This is a genomic window from Kitasatospora sp. NPDC048298 (genome assembly GCF_043201465.1).
Classification (GTDB): Bacteria; Actinomycetota; Actinomycetes; order Streptomycetales; family Streptomycetaceae; genus Kitasatospora.
Map to the genome: position 1 here is coordinate 59,984 of NZ_JBICYZ010000040.1, position 16,332 is coordinate 76,315.

Genomic DNA, 16,332 nt, shown 5'->3' on the forward strand with positions numbered 1-16,332 from the left:
TCAGGCGACGGCGGGCTTCCCGTGGTCGCCGGCACCGGCCTCCCGGCCCTCCGGCCCGGCCTGAGCGCCGTCCGCGGCCTCCCCGTCGACCTCCGTGAGGTCCTGGCCCCTGGTCTCCCGGCCGCAGAGCACCGCCAGCACGGTGATCGCCGCCGCGATGGCGACGTAGACGGCGATGGGGGTGGAGCTGCCGTAGTCCTTGAGCAGCGCGGTGGCGATCAGCGGCGCGGGGGCACCGGCCGCCACCGAGGAGAACTGGGCCCCGATCGAGGCGCCCGAGTACCGCATCCGGGTCGCGAACAGCTCGGAGAAGAAGGCGGCCTGGGGTGCGTACATGGCGCTGTGGAAGACCAGGCCGACGGTGACGGCGGTGACCAGCGAGCCGAAGGACCTGGTGTCGACCATGCCGAAGAAGACGAAGGCCCAGGCGCCCACCCCGACCGCGCCCACCAGGTAGACCGGCTTGCGCCCGATCCGGTCGGACAGCGCGCCGAACAGCGGGATCAGCGCGAACTGGATCGCGGAGGCGATCAGGACGGCGTTCAGCGCGGTCTGCTTGGAGAAGTGGGCGTGGGTGACGGCGTAGGTGAGCACGAAGGTCGTCATCACGTAGTAGGAGATGTTCTCCGCCATCCGCGCGCCCATGGCCACCAGCACCTCCCGCCAGTGGTTGCGCAACACCTCCACCAGCGGCAGCCGTTCGGCCGTCCGCCGCTCCGCCTGCCGCTGCTGCCGGGCCGCCAGCGCCTGCTTGAACAGCGGCGACTCGTCCACCGCGAGCCGGATCCACATCCCGACCGCGACCAGCACCGCCGACAGCAGGAACGGCACCCGCCAGCCCCACGCCAGGAACGCCGCGTCCGACTGCACCGCCGTCATCAGCGACAGCACCCCGGCCGCCAGCAGGTTCCCGGCCGGCGCCCCGCCCTGTGGCCAGGACGCCCAGAACCCCCGCCGCCGCTGGTCCCCGTGCTCCGACACCAGCAGCACGGCACCGCCCCACTCACCGCCGAGCGCGAAGCCCTGCACCAGCCGCAGTGCCGTCAGCAGCACCGGCGCAGCGACCCCGATCGAGTCGTAGGTCGGCAGCAGCCCGATCGCCGTGGTCGACCCGCCCATCAGCAGCAGGCTCACCACCAGCAGCTTCTTGCGCCCCACCCGGTCCCCGAAGTGACCGAACACCAGCGCCCCGATCGGCCGCGCCGCGAACCCGATCGCATAGGTCAGGAAGGACAGCAGCGTCCCGGTCAGCGGATCGCTGTGCGGGAAGAACAGCTTCCCGAACACCAGCGCCGCCGCCGTTCCGTACAGGAAGTAGTCGTACCACTCGATCGTCGTGCCGATCAGGCTCGCAGCCACCACTTTCGGGAGTGAGCTGCTCGCCGCCGTACCTCGCGCGGAGGTGTTCATGGCCACCACTTCCAGAACCAGGGGGAGTCGATGTCGCCACAAGGTAGGAAGCGCCCGACCCCGGGACTATGTGGGTGGTCCACACAGTCCCGGGGTCGAATGTGCCGCTCTACCCTATGAGCGGGCGGTAGGGGCGCGGAGCGTCCCCACTCAGTGCGCCGTCCAGCCGCCGTCGACGGGGAGGCTGGCGCCGGTGATGTAGGAGGCGGAGGAGGAGCAGAGCCAGAGGGCGAGCTGGGCGACCTCCTCGGGTTCGATGAGGCGCTTCACGGCGGTGCGGTCGAGCATGATCCGCTCGACCACCTCGTCCTCGGGGATGCCGTGGGCGAGCGCCTGGGCGGCGATCTGCTTCTCCACCAGGGGGGTTCGGACGTAGCCCGGGTTGATGCAGTTGCTGGTGACGCCGTGCGGCGCGCCCTCCAGGGCGACGGTCTTGCTCAGACCCTCCAGGGCGTGCTTGGCGGTGACGTACGCGGACTTGAAGGCGCTGGCGCGCAGGCCGTGGACGGAGGAGACGTTGACGACCCGCCCCCACCCCTGCTCGTACATGTGCGGCAGGGTGCGGCGCAGGATGCGGAACGGGGCCTCGACCATGACGCGCTGGATGAGCGTGAAGCGGTCCGGCGGGAACTCGTGCACGGGCGCGACGTGCTGGAGACCGGCGTTGTTGACGACGATGTCGGCGTCGTCCGGCAGGGCGTCCACGGCTCCGGGGTCGGCGAGGTCGGCGACGATCGCGCGGCCGCCGATCCGCTCGGCGAGTTCCTCGGCCGGGCCGGCCGCGAGGTCGACGACGTAGACCCGGGCTCCGGCCCCGGCGAAGGCCTCGGCGCAGGCCCGGCCGATGCCCGAGGCGGCCCCGGTGACCATGGCCGTGCGGCCGGCGAGCGGGCGGGCAGTAGAGGTGTCCATGGCCGAGAACGGTAGGAATCCGACGGCCCCGCTCCCATGTGGCAGACCTCCACAGCACACCGCTGGGCTGTGGTGCTGTCCGCCATGACACCGGAGCGAGGTCCGAACGGCGGATCGACCCCCGCGGAAGCCCTCGGGAAAGCCCCTGGAACGGCCGAAGGTTCGACCCCGGACGACCAAACCCATCCCGAGCCCGCTTCCCCACAATGGGCGCGCTTGCTTCACCCGTTCGGTGGATTGCTCGGTCAGATCCACCCATAGCGCCCGAATGCTCGCTACATTCACGCCGATTCCCGACAGGGGGCGCCGCCCCAGGCCGCCGAAGTGCTGGTGAAGCCCGGTGCGACGTCCGAGAGGTGTTGACAGACATGCCCCAACGGCCTGCAACCGACAGCCCGGCGTACGGACCGCTCGACCCGCTCGGCCAGCGCCGAGGGCCGGTCGGCCGGACCCTTCCGGACGCCCCCGACGCCCTGACCGCCGAGACGCTGCCCGCCGACGCCCCGGACGCCGACGACCTTCGGCTGCCGGTGCAGGCCACACCCGACCGGCACGAGAACCCGGTCGCGCCCGCCCCGGCTCGCGGCCCCGGCCACTCCGGCCCGGCGCCGCAGAACGGCCAGCTCGCGGCGCTGATCGAGGAGGCCGGCTTCTCGCACGCCGGCCTCGCCCGCCGGGTCGACCAGCTCGGCCTGGAGCACGGCCTCGACCTGCGTTACGACAAGACCTCGGTCACCCGCTGGCTGCGCGGCCAGCAGCCGCGCGGGGCCACCCCGGCGCTGATCGCCGAGGTCTTCACCCGCCGGCTCGGCCGCCGGCTCACCGCCCAGGACCTCGGCCTGGACGCCTGCGCCCCGGTCTACGCGGGCCTGGAGTTCGCCGAGACGCCGCAGGAGGCGGTGGACATCGTGGCGAGCATGTGGCGCAAGGACAACGGCCCGCAGTCCGAGCTGCGCCGGATCGCCTTCACCCCGGCCGGCCTGGTCGTCCCCAGCCGGGACTGGCTGATCGGCCGCACCGACGAGCGGGTCGCCCGGGACGGCTCCACGCTGGCCCGGCCGGACGCCGCCGGCCCGCCCGCCGGCAGTGCCACCTCCGCGGCCATCACCGGCGCCCCGGCGCCGGGCGCGCCCGGCGCGTCCCCCGGGAGCCCGGCGCGCGGCCCGGCGCCCGGCGCCCCCACCGCCCGCAGCACGGCCGGGACCACCGGCACCGCCCCGACCATCGGCCGGGTGCCGATCCAGAGCCGCCGGCCGCCGGTCGCCGTCGAGCCGCCGTACACCGACCCGGCCCGCGAGTCCCGCCCCACCCTGCGGGTCGGCCGCGGCGACATCGCCGCCATCCGGGCCGTCGGCGACCTCTTCCGCGCGCTCGACCACGCCTACGGCGGCGGCCACGCCCGCCAGGCGCTGGTCCGCTACCTGGAGAGCGAGGCCGAGCCGATGCTGCGCGGCCGCTACGGCGAGCAGATCGGCCGGGCCCTGTTCGGCGCGGTCGCCGACCTCACCAGGCTGGCCGGCTGGACGTCCTTCGACATCGCCGCGCACGGGCTCGCCCAGCGCTACTTCGTCCAGGCGCTGCGGCTCTCCCAGGCCGCCGGGGACCGCGCGCTCGGCGGGTACGTGCTGGTGACGATGAGCCAGCAGGCCGTCCACCTGGGCCACGGCCGGGAGGCCGTCCAGCTCGCCCGGGTCGCCCAGCAGGGCGTGGGCACCGCCGTGCCGCCGGTGGTCCAGTCGCTGATGCACGCCGCCGAGGCGCGCGGACACGGCCTGCTGGGCGACGTCAGGTCCTGCACCACCGCCCTGGTGCGCGCCGAGCGCTCGCTGGCCGCGGCCCGGACCGGCGACGAACTGCCCTCCTGGGCGCGGTACTTCGACGAGGCCCAGCTCTCCGACGAGTTCGCCCACTGCTACCGCGACCTCCAGCAGTGGCGGACGGCCGCGCAGCACGCCGAGAAGTCGCTGCGGCTGCGCTCGCCCGCCTACGCCCGCAGCCGGATCTTCTGCCGCCTGGTGCTGGCCACCGCCCGGCTCGGCATGGGGGACCTCGACGAGGCCTGCACCATGGCCACCGACGCGCTGCGGGCGGCGGGGGAGATGCGCTCGGCCCGCTCGCTGGAGTACGTCCGGGACTTCCACCGCCGCCTCACCCCGTACCGCGGCAGCCCGGTGGCCCGCGCCTTCGAGGAGACGGCCCGGCAGGCGGGGGTGATCTGACCGGCGGAGTGATCCGACCGGCCGGCGGGAGCCGGGTGCGTGGGGACGGGCCCCACGCACCCGGCGCACGGAGGCCGGGCCCGGTCCGGTGCCTCCGCGCGGACCAGGGCGCCGGGCACGCCGTCGGTCTGTCACCCCGGCAGACCGCTGCTGTGTCCCGGCGCCGCGAAGTGCGCGGGCGGGGCGGCGGGGCCGGCAGGTGCCCCGCCCGTCAGGCCGCCGCCTCCGCCGCCGGGGCCTCGGCCGGGACACCGAGGTCGCTCAGCACCGCCTGCGCCGCCCGCCGCCCGGAGACCAGCGCGCCCTGCACGGTGCTGGTGTCCCGGTGGTCCCCGGCGACGTACAGCCCGGCCAGCAGCCGCACCGGGCGGCGGGGGTTGTGCGGCGGCGGCATCGCGGGCAGCGCGTCCGGGACGTGCCGCACGCCGAGGAACTGCCAGCCCGACGTCGAGCCGCCGTACAGCTCGGCCAGCCGGGCCCGGACGGCCGGCTCCAGCCCGGCCGGGCCGCCCACGTCGAAGGCGCGCCGCCCGAGCACGGTGGTGGCGATCAGCGCCTGACCGGCCGGGGCGTAGGACGGGTGCAGCTCGCTGAGCACCAGCGAGTGCGAGACCAGTGGCGGCTGCCCGTTCGGCCGGTCGCCGTCGAGCAGCAGGACGGCCTCGCCCAGCGGGGCGGCGTCGGCCGCGTGGAAGAAGGTGGTGACGGGGTGGAAGACCGGCAGCCGTAGGCCGGGCAGCAGCTCGGCGGCGGAGCGGGCGTCGGTGGCGACGACGACGGCCTGGGCGCCGATCCGCCCGTGCGCGACGGTCTCCACGCCGTCCGCGGCGACCGAGGTGACCCGAACCCCGGTGCGTACGGTGCCGGCGGGCAGGGCGGCGGCCAGCTGGGCCGGTACCGCCGCGATCCCGTCGGCGGGCAGACACAGGCGCCCGCGCGCGTACGAGCGCAGCACCAGGTCGGCGACCCGGCTGCTGGTGCCGAGGGCCGGATCGGAGAGCAGGGCGCTGAGCAGCGGGCGCAGGAAGCCGTCCACGGTGCGCTGGGCGAGGCCGTGGCCGGCCAGTGCGCGGGCGGCGGTGGTCTCCGGCCGGGCCTGGAGGCGGCCGACCGGGGTGGCGGCGAGCCGGCCGAGCCGCCCGGCCAGCCGGGCCTTGTCCAGCGGGCTGCCGAGCGGGGCCCGGGCGGCGGCCTGGCGGGCGACGGTGAGCTGGGGATCCCCGGCGCGGTACCGGCGTCCGGCGCTGTGCACCAGTACGCCGGGCGCGAGCGGGCGCAGGTCGAGGTGGTCGAGGTCGAGCGTGCGGCGCAGTTCCGGGAAGGCGGTGTTCAGCAGGTGACTGCCGTCGTCGAGCCGGAAGCCGTCCTGCTCGCGGGTGGCCATCCGGCCGCCGATCCGGTCGGTGGTCTCCAGGACCTGAACGGTGAGGCCGTGGCCGGTGAGCGCGCGGGCGGCGGCCAGGCCCGCGAGTCCGGCGCCGACCACGACGACGTCCGGGTCGGACGGCCGGCGGGCGCGGCGGGTGAAGTCGTACGTGGGCACTGGGGTGCTCCCTCCCTGGTCCCGGGGCTCCGGCCGACGCAGGCAGCGGGGTGCCGGGACACGGTCCGTGGAGGGTGATGCCCAGTCAGTGTGAGCGTCAGACAGTCGCATCCGACCGGATCCGAGGGGCGGGGAGGGTAGTGCGGCACCGGGCGGGGGCGCGGTCACGGACAGTGCGCCGTGGCGGCCGGGTTCGGGGGTCGGCGGGCGCGTACGGTCACCGGGGGCGTGCGACGCGCCCGCCGTGTGCTCCCGTGCGCCCCCTCCTCGGGCCCCCTCGGGATCCGCCCGGCATATGCCGCTGGCCAGGGCGGATGCCGTAGTCGGAGTACGCACGGGTCCGCGCGACCCGCACGCGCGCCGACCCGCCCAGCGCGCGCAGCCACCCCGCGCGCCCCGCCGTCCGGCACCCGGCGCCCGCCGCCCGAGCATCCAGCCCGCCCGCCGCCCGCCGCCCGCCGCCCGCCGCCCGCCGCCCGCCGCCCGCCGCCCGCCGCCCGATGCCCGACCTGCCCGCCGCCCCTGGCGTCCGCCCTGCCCGCCCGTCACATCGCCGCGAGCACCGCCGAGTACACCTCCGGGTGGGTGAAGCGGAAGCCCGCGTCCAGCAGCCGCCGCGGCACCACCCGGTGGCTGCCGACCACCTCGACCGCCAGCTCGCCCAGCACCGCCTTGAGCACCGCCTCCGGCACCGGGAACGGCGTCGGCCGCCGCAGCGCCCGGCCGAGCGCGGCCGTCAGCTCGGCGTTGGTCGCCGGGTTCGGCGCGGTGAGGTTGAAGGCGCCGGAGAGGTCGTCGTGGTCGATCAGGAACCGCAGCGCGGCCACCTCGTCGTGCAGCGAGATGAAGCTCCAGTACTGCCGCCCGTTGCCGAGCCGCCCGCCGAGGCCCAGCTTGAACAGCGGGAACAGCCGTGCGCCGGCCCCGCCGGCCGAGGAGAGCACCATTCCGGTGCGGGGGTGGACGACCCGGATCCCGGCCCGCTCGGCCGGCCTGGCGGCGTCCTCCCACTCCCGGCAGACCTCGGCCAGGAAGTCGTCGCCGGCGGGGGAGTCCTCGTCGATCACCCGGTCGCCGGTCTGCCCGTACCAGCCGACCGCGGAGGCGCTCACCAGGACCTGCGGCGGCTCCTTGAGCGCGGCCAGGGCGACGGCCAGCGTCTCGGTGCCGTACACCCGGCTCTCCCGGATCTCCCGCTTGTAGGAGTCCGACCAGCGGCGGTCGCCGACCCCGGCGCCGGCCAGGTGCACCACGGCCTGGACCCCGTCCAGGCCGCCCCGCTGGACCTCGCCGCCCAGCGGGTTCCAGCCGATCGCCGTGCTGCCGTCCGGCCGTGGGCCGGTCTTCGAACGGTGCCGGACCAGCCGGACCACCTCGTGGCCGTCCGCCAGCAGGGAGCGGACGAGCGCCGAACCGATCAAACCCGTGGAACCCGTGACAGCGATGCGCATGCGCCCATCCTCGCAGTTCCCGGCTTCTCCGACTGCCCGTCACACCCCGCGCGCACCTCACTTAGCATGGCGCGCATGCCTGACGACGATCTGATCATCCGTACGGCGCGGAGCAAGGACGAGCGCGAGCTCGCCGTCCTCAACCACGCGGCCTGGTCCGTCCTGTCCGACGTCTCCCCGCAACCGGCCGTCGAGGACCCGATCTTCGACGAGCGGCACGCCCCCGAGCACTACCTGCTGGCCGTGCTGGACGGCCGGATCGTCGGCTACGTCCGCCAGGTCCCGCCCACCCCGCTGGCGAGCAACCGGCACGTGCGGCAGATCCAGGGCCTCGCCGTCGACGACACCGTCCGCGGCCGGGGCGTCGGCCGCCGGCTGGTCGAGGCGGCCTGCGCGGCGGCCCGGGCAGAGGGCGCCCGCAAGATGACCCTGCGGGTGCTCGGCTGGAACGCCCCGGCCCGCCGCCTCTACGAGAGCTGCGGCTTCGTCGTCGAGGGATCGCTGGCCGAGGAGTTCCTGATCGACGGCCGGTTCGTGGACGACGTCTGGATGGCCCGCGGCCTGACCGACTGATCCGCCAGGAGGCCTGCCAGGGCCTCACCGTGGCCCTGCCCGGACTCGCCGGAATCCTGCCCGGACAGGCGGCCGACCGCTCGAACAGGCTTGCCGCAAAAGGCGGTTCACCGCGCGCGAGTGGTGCGGAGTCGTGACGGTTCCGCCCTGTCCGGACCGCCTCCGCGCCGGGTACCGTACGGCCGTGAGCAACTCGACGCCTCCCGGGTGGTACCCGGTCCCGGGTGCGGACGGCGCCCCCGGTCACGAGCGCTGGTGGGACGGCAACGCCTGGACCAGCGAGGTCCGACCGCTCCGGGGCGGCGTCGCGGGCGGGCTCGCCGACGCCCCCACCCAGACCTCGCCGCCCTCCGACCGGCAGCCGCCCGGCTACGGCCACCCGGGCGGCCAGGCGGCACCGGCCTACGGCTACCCGGGCCAGGACGCCTACCAGGCCCCGGCCCAGCCCCCGCTCGGCTACCGGGCCCCGGCCCAGAACGGCTACCCGCCCCAGGGCGGCTACCCGCCCCAGGACCCCGGCTACGGCTACCCGGGTCCGGGCTACCCGCCGCCGAAGACCAGGTCGAGGACCGGCCCGGTCATCGGCATCGCGGTCGCCGTGCTGGCCGTGGTCGGGATCGTCGCCGGGGTCGCGCTCAGCGGCGGCGGCGACCGGAAGGCGGACCCGGCCCCGACCGTCACCGTGACCGAGAGCGGCAGCCCCTCGCCGAGCCCCAGCCCGACCGTACCCACCGGCAGCCCCGTCGCGCCCAAGCCCCTGCCGGCGGTCAAGAGCACCGTCCCCGACCCCCAGCACGCGATCACCGTGCCGGTCTTCGACGGCTGGGACGTGTCCGCCAACCCGCCGCACTCGACGGTCTACCTCGGCACCGGCCGTTACACCTGCCCGGACGGCAGCTCCTGCATCCGCGGCCAGTTCTCGGTCGAGAAGGACACCGTCCAGGGCACCACGCCGAAGGCGGCCGCCGACGCCCGGATGCCCGTCTACGCCGCGCAGATCTTCTCCGGGGTCAGCTCGCACACCGACGCCGGCTCCGGGTACGTCAGCGTGGCCGGGGTGCTCGGCTACGCCACCCGCTGGCACATCCGCACCACGGACGGCACCCAGGGCTACGTCCTGCTGGCCGCCCTCCCGGCCAAGGGCGGCGGCTACGTGGTCATGGAGGGCGGCGTGGACGACAACCCGGCGGCGCCGGAGTTCGCGGCGCTGGACCGGATCCTCAGGGGCATCAAGCAGGACGGCACCGCCGGCAGCAGCGTCTGAGGACCGACACCTAGTCCCCGTACCGCTCCCAGAGCTTGGGGAAGCGCTTCGCCATGACGTCCGGGTCGTCGAAGTCCATCGCCGTCCCGGACGGCCGCGCGGGCTGCCGCCCGCCCACCTCGGGCAGCGGCAGACCGGTCAGCTGCTCGTACGCCTCGTCGGCGGCGTAGCCGAGGTCCTCGGCCTCGCCGTCCTCCTCCTCGTCGAACTCGGGCAGCAGGTCCGCCAGGTCGTCCGGCTCGGCCAGCCCGCCCTCGAAGACCTCCCGGCCCTGGCCGATCAGCCAGGACCGGAAGTAGTCGAAGGTGTCGTCGGAGGCGCCGTCGAGCAGCAGGTAGGCCGCGCCCCACAGGTCGTGGCGGTAGGCCCGGTGGAACCGCGCCAGGAACAGCCGGGCGAAGTCGATCACGTCGTCCGGGGTCAGCTGGAGGAGCCGTTCCACCAGGAGGTCGGCCTGCTCGTCGGGGTCGCCCTCGGCGGCGTCCCGGGTGTCGTCGATGATCTGCCAGAAGTCCGTCTCGTCCATCACCGCTCCAGCATCCCCGTTCGGCCGCGTCCGCGCATGCCGCGACTCGGCGCGCGTTCGGGACTCGGTCCGTCAGGGGCCGGGAACGGCGGAACCCCGCGCCGTCCGGGGACGACGCGGGGTTCCGTACGCGGGTTTCCGCGGGGACCTGGTGGGGTCAGAGGCCGAGCTCGACCTCGAACTCGCCGGCCTCGAGGATCTCCTTGACCGCGACCAGGTAGCGGGCGGCGTCGGCGCCGTCCACCAGGCGGTGGTCGTAGGAGAGCGACAGGTAGGTCATGTCGCGGATGCCGATGGCGGTGCCGCCGTCGGCCTCGATGACCACCGGGCGCTTGACGGTGGCGCCGATGCCCAGGATGGCGACCTGGTTCGGCGGCACGATCACGGTGTCGAACAGCGCACCGCGCGAGCCGGTGTTGCTGATGGTGAAGGTGGCGCCGGACAGCTCGTCCGGGGTGATCTTGCTGTCGCGGACCTTGGTGGCCAGCTCGGCGGTCTTCTTCGAGATGCCGGCGATGTTGAGGTCGCCCGCGCCCTTGATGACCGGGGTCATCAGGCCCTTCTCGGAGTCCACCGCGATACCGATGTTCTCGGTGTCGAAGTAGGTGACCGTGCCCTCGGCGTCGTTGATCCGGGCGTTGACGACCGCGTGGACCTTCAGCGCCTGGGCGGCGGCCTTGACGAAGAACGGCATCGGGGAGAGCTTGACGCCCTCGCGGGCCAGGAAGCCTTCCTTGGCCTTGGCGCGCAGCGACATGATCTTGGTGATGTCCACCTCGACCACGCTGGTCAGCTGGGCCTGCTCGTGCAGCGCCTTCATCATGTTGTCGCCGATGACCTTGCGCATGCGGGTCATCTTGACGGTCTGACCGCGCAGGGCGGACGGCGCGACGGCGGCCTTCGGCGCGGCGGCCGGGGCGGCAGCGGCGACGGGGGCCGGAGCGGCCTTGGCGGCCTCCGCGGCGGCGATGACGTCCTGCTTGCGGATGCGGCCGCCGACGCCGGTACCGGCGACGGAGGACAGCGCGACGCCGTGCTCGGCGGCGAGCTTGCGCACCAGCGGGGTGACGTAGGCGTCACCGTTGTCGGCCACCGGAGCGGCCGGGGCGGCAACCGGAGCCGGAGCGGCGACCGGGGCCGGAGCGGCAACCGGAGCCGGGGTGGCGACCGGAGCCGGAGCAGCCGGGGCGACCGGGGCCGGAGCAGCGGCGACCGGAGCCGGAGCGGCCGGGGCAGCGGGGGCCGGAGCGGCGACCGGGGCCGGGGCGGCAGCGGGAGCCGGAGCGGCAACCGGAGCCGGAGCGGCGGCGACGGCACCGGCGGCGCCGATCAGCGCGAGCTGGGCGCCGACCTCGGCGGTCTCGTCCTCGCCGACCAGGATCTTCACCAGGGTGCCGGCGACCGGCGACGGGATCTCGGTGTCGACCTTGTCGGTGGAGACCTCGAGCAGCGGCTCGTCGACCTCGACGGTGTCACCCTCGGCCTTCAGCCAGCGGGTGACGGTGCCCTCGGTGACCGACTCGCCCAGCGCCGGCAGCAGCACCGGGGTGGCGTCGGCGGCCGGAGCGGCGGCGGGGGCCGGAGCGGCGACCGGGGCCGGAGCCGGAGCGGCGACCGGGGCCTCGGCGACCGGAGCCGGGGCGGCGGCGGGCGCGGCCTCGGCGGCCGGGGCCGCAGCGGCGACCGGGGCGCCCGAACCGTCGTCGATGACCGCCAGCTCGGCGCCCACCTCGACGGTCTCGTCCTCGGCGACCTTGATGGAGGCCAGGATGCCGGAAGCCGGGGCCGGGATCTCGGTGTCGACCTTGTCGGTCGACACCTCGAGCAGCGGCTCGTCGACCTCGACACGCTCACCCTCGGCCTTCAGCCAGCGGGTGACGGTGCCCTCGGAAACGCTCTCGCCCAGCGCGGGCAGTGTTACTGAGACCGCCATGGTTTCAGCGACTCCTATCAAGTCTTGCGTACGGGAAGTACCGGGAAAGGGGGTGGGGCGTGATCAGTCGTGCGCGTGCAGCGGCTTGCCGGCCAGCGCCAGGTGCGCCTCGCCCAGGGCCTCGGACTGGGTCGGGTGCGCGTGGATGAGCTGCGCGACCTCGGCCGGCAGGGCCTCCCAGTTGTAGATCAGCTGGGCTTCGCCGACCTGCTCGCCCATGCGGGCGCCGACCATGTGGACGCCGACCACGGCGCCGTCCTTGACCTGGACGAGCTTGATCTCGCCGGCGGTCTTCAGGATCTTGCTCTTGCCGTTGCCGGCCAGGTTGTACTTGAGGGTGACGACCTTCTCCTTGCCGTACAGCTCGACGGCCTTGGCCTCGGAGATGCCGACGGAGGCGACCTCGGGGTTGGAGTAGGTCACGCGCGGGACGCCGTCGTAGTCGATCGGCATCGGCTTGAGGCCGGCCAGGCGCTCGGCCACCAGGATGCCCTCGGCGAAGCCGACGTGGGCCAGCTGCAGGGTCGGGGCGAGGTCACCGACCGCGGAGATGGTGGGCACGTTGGTGCGCATGTACTCGTCGACCAGGACGTAGCCGCGGTCCATCGCGACGCCGTTCTCCTCGTAGCCGAGGCCGGCCGAGACCGGGCCGCGGCCGATGGCGACGAGCAGCAGGTCGGCGTCGATCTGCTTGCCGTTCTCGGTGGAGACGCGGACACCGGTCTCGGTGTACTCGACGCCCGAGAAGCGGGCCTTCAGCTCGAACTTGATGCCGCGCTTGCGGAACGCGCGCTCCAGCAGCTTGGAGGAGTTCTCGTCCTCCAGCGGGACGAGGTGCGGCAGCGCCTCGACGATGGTGACCTCGACGCCGAAGGACTTCCAGACCGAGGCGAACTCGACGCCGATCACGCCGCCGCCGAGGATGACGGCCGACTTCGGGATGCGGTCGAGCTTGAGGGCGTGGTCCGAGGAGATCACGCGGTTGCCGTCGATCTCCAGGCCCGGGATCGAGCGCGGCACGGAACCGGTGGCCAGGACGATGTGGCGGCCTTCGATGCGCTGGCCGTTGACGTCCACCGAGGTCTGCGAGGAGAGCTTGCCCTCGCCCTGGATGAAGGTGACCTTGCGGGATGCCACCAGGCCCTGGAGGCCCTTGTACAGGCCGGCGATGACGTCGTCCTTGTACTTGTGGACGCCGTTGATGTCGATGCCCTGGAAGGTGGCCAGCACGCCGAACTCGGCGGCCTCCTTCGTCTCGTCCGCGATCTCCGCGGCGTGCAGGAGAGCCTTGGTCGGGATGCAGCCGCGGTGCAGGCAGGTGCCGCCCAGCTCACCCTTCTCGACCAGGGCAACACTCAGGCCCAGCTGAGCGGCGCGGAGCGCCGCGGCGTAACCGCCGCTTCCGCCTCCGAGAATGACTACGTCGAAAACGGTGCTGGCGTCGTTCGCCACGTCACGTCCTCCATGCATGGGGTGGGTCGCCGGGCCGGTCGCGGTCCGGTGGGTCGGAAGCCTTTGTGGGGCGCCCAGTCGTGCCGGAAATACATCTTCGCACTTGTTCACGGTGACTGATGTCCGGGCCCGGGTCAGGGGTGTCCCGCGGAGCGGTCACCGGGGCGGGAATACCCCCGGCGGAAGGGCATCATCGCAGCTCAGCGAGGTGTTGACAGCCGCCGGACGGGCGTCTTCCGCGCCGCTCGCCGCAGCTTCTTCCGCAGTGCGGAACAAAGTTTCGCCCGCAGCGAACAGGGGTGCGCCCCGGCGCCCCGACCTACTCGCAGGTAACCCGGCCGGAACCCCGGAACGCCCGGCCGGAACGCCGACGGGGCCCGGCGCACGCGCGCCGGGCCCCGTCGCAGCGGGTTCCCTTGGATCAGGCCTTGCCGTTCGCCTTCTGCTCGGCGAAGCGGACCAGGGTGCGCACCGCGCTCGCGGTGCCGCCCTTCGGGGTGTAGCCGTACGGCGCGCCCTCGTGGAACGCCGGGCCGGCGATGTCCAGGTGCGCCCAGTCGGTGCCCTCGGCCACGAACTCCTTCAGGAACAGGCCGGCCACCAGGCCGCCGCCCATCCGCTCGCCCATGTTGGCCATGTCGGCGATGGTCGACTCGGTGAAGCCCTTGCGCAGGTCGGCCGGCAGCGGCATCGGCCAGGACTGCTCGCCCGCCTCGCCGGCCAGGACGTGCAGCTCCTCGCGCAGCTCGTCGTCGTTGGCCATCACGCCGAAGGTGCGGTTGCCCAGGGCCAGCACCATGGCGCCGGTCAGGGTGGCCACGTCGACGATGACGTCCGGCTTCTCCTCGCCGGCCCGCACGATCGCGTCGGCCAGCACCAGGCGGCCCTCGGCGTCCGTGTTCAGGACCTCGACGGTCTTGCCGCCGTACATCTTCAGCACGTCGCCCGGGCGGGTGGCGGAGCCGGACGGCATGTTCTCGGCCAGCGCCAGCCAGGCGGTCACGTTGACGACCAGGCCCAGGCGCTTGGCGGCCACCACGGCGGCGAACACGGCGGCGGCGCCGGCCATGTCGCACTTCATGGTCTCGTTGTGGCCGGCCGGCTTCAGCGAGATGCCGCCCGAGTCGTAGGTGATGCCCTTGCCGACGAAGGCGAGGGTGGCCTTGGCCTTCGGGTGGGTGTAGGCCACCTTCACCAGGCGGGGCGGGTTCTCCGAGCCGCCGCCGACGCCCAGCAGGCCGCCGAAGCCGCCCTTGGTCAGCGCCTTCTCGTCCAGCACCTCGACCTTGAGGCCGTGCTCCTTGCCGGCCGCCTGGGCGATCGCGGCGAAGCTCTTCGGGTTCAGGTCGTTCGGCGCGGTGTTGACCAGGTCGCGGGCCCGGTTCATCTCCTCGCCGATCGCGGCGGCGCGCTCCACGGCGGCCTTGGCGTCCTTGCTGCCCTTGCGGACGGCCAGCAGGACCAGCTCGCCGACCGGCTCCTTGCCGTTGCCGTCGCCCTTGTACGTGCCGAAGGCGTACGAGCCGAGCAGACCGCCCAGCGCGACCGCCTCGACCTCCGCGGCGGACTCGGCCGGCAGGGCCAGCGCGGCCTTCTTGGCACCGGCCAGGGTGCGGGCGGCGACACCGGCGGCGCGGCGCAGCGTCTCCAGCTCGTAGGCGCCCTCGGCGGCCTCACCCAGGCCGACCGCGAGCACGAGCGCGGCCTTCAGGCCGGCGGGGGAGGGGACCTTGACGGCCTCGCCCTCGGCGCCGGTCGCGCCCAGGGTGCTGAGGACCTCGGTCAGCTTGCCCTCGAACGCCTCGTTGACGGCCTCGGCGCCGGGGGCCAGCACGATGCCCTTGGGGCCCTTCGCGACACCGACCACCAGGGCGTCCGCGCGCAGCGAGGCGGCGGAGGAGGTGCTCACAGACAATGCAGTCACGTAATGCGTCCTGTTCTTTCGCGGTCCACGGCCGGCCACGGCGAGGCTGCCGCACCGGCGCAGCCCGCCGTCGCAGGCCGTCCGCCGGCGGGCCTCCGCGGGTCCGGGCCCCCTGGTGCGCGCGGCCGTCCGCGCGGCCGCGCACACCAGAGGCCCCGGCTCCTCGGTGCGCGCCGGGCGGGCAGGACCTGCCACGGTGCAGGGCTGCGGTGCTCCACGCATGGTAGTCCGCATGCTGGGATCACGCGCCGCCCGGTATCAGCCGAGCAAAGCCAGGGCGAACAGCGAGGCGGTCGCGGCGGTTTCGGCCATCGCGCCGAGCACGTCGCCGGTGATCCCGCCGAACCGCCGCACGCACCGGCCGAGCAGCAGTCGGGCGCAGCCGGTGCCGAACACAACGGCCACTGGGAGAAAGAGAGTTGACCATCCGTCGAACAGTCCCGCGGCGGCCAGGGCGAGCGCCGCGGCGGCCGTTGCGGCGGCGGCCCCGGCGGGCGGCACGGTGCCCGCCACCATCGCCCCCAGCCCGCCGGGCCGGGCGGCCGGCACCGACCGCAGGCAGCCCCAGGAGAGCGCGCACCGGGCGGCCGTCGCCGAGGCGAGCACCGCGAGCGCGCCGCGCAGCGGGGAGTGGTCGAACTGCCCGGCCAGTGCGGCGACCTGGGCGAGCAGCACGAGGACCAGGGTCAGGACGCCGAACGGCCCGATGTCGGACTGCTTCATGATGCGCAGCGCGTCCTCGGCCGGCTTCCCGCTGCCGAGCCCGTCGGCGACGTCCGCCAGACCGTCGAGGTGCAGCCCGCGGGTCAGACCGGCGAGCACCCCCACCGCGGTCACCGCGCCGAGCAGCCCGCCCGCCCGCCAGGCCACCAGCGCCCCGGCCGCGGCCGCCAGGACCCCCAGCACCAGCCCGACCAGCGGGGCCGTCAGCATCGCCCGGGCCGCCGCGGTCCGGTCCCACCGCTCCACCCGCACCCGCAGGACGGACAGCGTCCCGAACCCGAACCGCAGGCCGTCGGCCCAGCCGGCCCGATCGCCGCCGCTCGCCATGAATCGTGTTCCTCTCACCCACAAGAACGCCCCTGACCAGGGGCGTTCTTGTGGGGTGTCAGTCAGCCGGCCGGG

The 16,332-nt window shown here is 74.4% G+C and carries 12 protein-coding genes; 3 read left to right on the forward strand and 9 right to left on the reverse strand.

The annotated features are described in order from the left end of the window. Entirely contained in the window at positions 1-1,410 is a 1,410-nt protein-coding gene (locus tag ACGF0D_RS26915) for an MFS transporter (RefSeq protein WP_392869468.1), read from the reverse strand. A gap of 150 nt (positions 1,411-1,560) precedes the next feature. Beyond that, positions 1,561-2,322, reverse strand: a complete 762-nt coding sequence (locus tag ACGF0D_RS26920; RefSeq protein WP_392869466.1) for a 3-hydroxybutyrate dehydrogenase — start codon at positions 2,320-2,322, stop codon at positions 1,561-1,563. 368 nt (positions 2,323-2,690) lie between these two features. Between ACGF0D_RS26920 and ACGF0D_RS26925 the strand changes: the two genes are divergently transcribed. Next, complete coding sequence (locus tag ACGF0D_RS26925) at positions 2,691-4,541, forward strand: regulator (protein WP_392869465.1); 1,851 nt, start codon at positions 2,691-2,693, stop codon at positions 4,539-4,541. Positions 4,542-4,752: 211 nt separating this feature from the next. Here the strand turns inward: ACGF0D_RS26925 and ACGF0D_RS26930 are convergent, their stop codons facing one another. Together ACGF0D_RS26930 and ACGF0D_RS26935 are read right to left on the reverse strand one after the other, a co-directional pair. Continuing rightward, positions 4,753-6,084, reverse strand: coding sequence for an FAD-dependent oxidoreductase (locus ACGF0D_RS26930; RefSeq protein WP_392920470.1), 1,332 nt, complete (start codon positions 6,082-6,084; stop codon positions 4,753-4,755). A gap of 545 nt (positions 6,085-6,629) precedes the next feature. Then, a complete protein-coding gene (locus ACGF0D_RS26935; RefSeq protein WP_392869461.1) occupies positions 6,630-7,535 on the reverse strand; it encodes a TIGR01777 family oxidoreductase in 906 nt (301 codons plus the stop codon). 66 nt (positions 7,536-7,601) lie between these two features. On the opposite strand from ACGF0D_RS26935, the gene ACGF0D_RS26940 reads away from it, so the two are divergent. Beyond that, positions 7,602-8,108: a GNAT family N-acetyltransferase gene (locus ACGF0D_RS26940; RefSeq protein ID WP_392920473.1), complete on the forward strand. Its 507-nt coding sequence runs from the start codon at positions 7,602-7,604 to the stop codon at positions 8,106-8,108. Between the two features lie 184 nt (positions 8,109-8,292). Further along, positions 8,293-9,372: a DUF2510 domain-containing protein gene (locus tag ACGF0D_RS26945; RefSeq protein WP_392920476.1), complete on the forward strand. Its 1,080-nt coding sequence runs from the start codon at positions 8,293-8,295 to the stop codon at positions 9,370-9,372. Between the two features lie 10 nt (positions 9,373-9,382). On the opposite strand, the gene ACGF0D_RS26950 is transcribed toward ACGF0D_RS26945, so the two are convergent. The 5 genes from ACGF0D_RS26950 to ACGF0D_RS26970 form a co-directional block, all read right to left on the reverse strand. Next, entirely contained in the window at positions 9,383-9,898 is a 516-nt protein-coding gene (locus ACGF0D_RS26950; RefSeq protein ID WP_392920479.1) for a DUF4240 domain-containing protein, read from the reverse strand. A gap of 157 nt (positions 9,899-10,055) precedes the next feature. After that, complete coding sequence (gene sucB, locus ACGF0D_RS26955) at positions 10,056-11,831, reverse strand: 2-oxoglutarate dehydrogenase, E2 component, dihydrolipoamide succinyltransferase (RefSeq protein ID WP_392920482.1); 1,776 nt, start codon at positions 11,829-11,831, stop codon at positions 10,056-10,058. Between the two features lie 63 nt (positions 11,832-11,894). Next, positions 11,895-13,301: a dihydrolipoyl dehydrogenase gene (gene lpdA, locus ACGF0D_RS26960; RefSeq protein WP_263455757.1), complete on the reverse strand. Its 1,407-nt coding sequence runs from the start codon at positions 13,299-13,301 to the stop codon at positions 11,895-11,897. A gap of 403 nt (positions 13,302-13,704) precedes the next feature. Further along, positions 13,705-15,207, reverse strand: coding sequence for a leucyl aminopeptidase (locus tag ACGF0D_RS26965; RefSeq protein WP_392920485.1), 1,503 nt, complete (start codon positions 15,205-15,207; stop codon positions 13,705-13,707). 258 nt (positions 15,208-15,465) lie between these two features. After that, complete coding sequence (locus ACGF0D_RS26970; protein WP_392920488.1) at positions 15,466-16,257, reverse strand: adenosylcobinamide-GDP ribazoletransferase; 792 nt, start codon at positions 16,255-16,257, stop codon at positions 15,466-15,468. Positions 16,258-16,332: the final 75 nt, after the last annotated feature.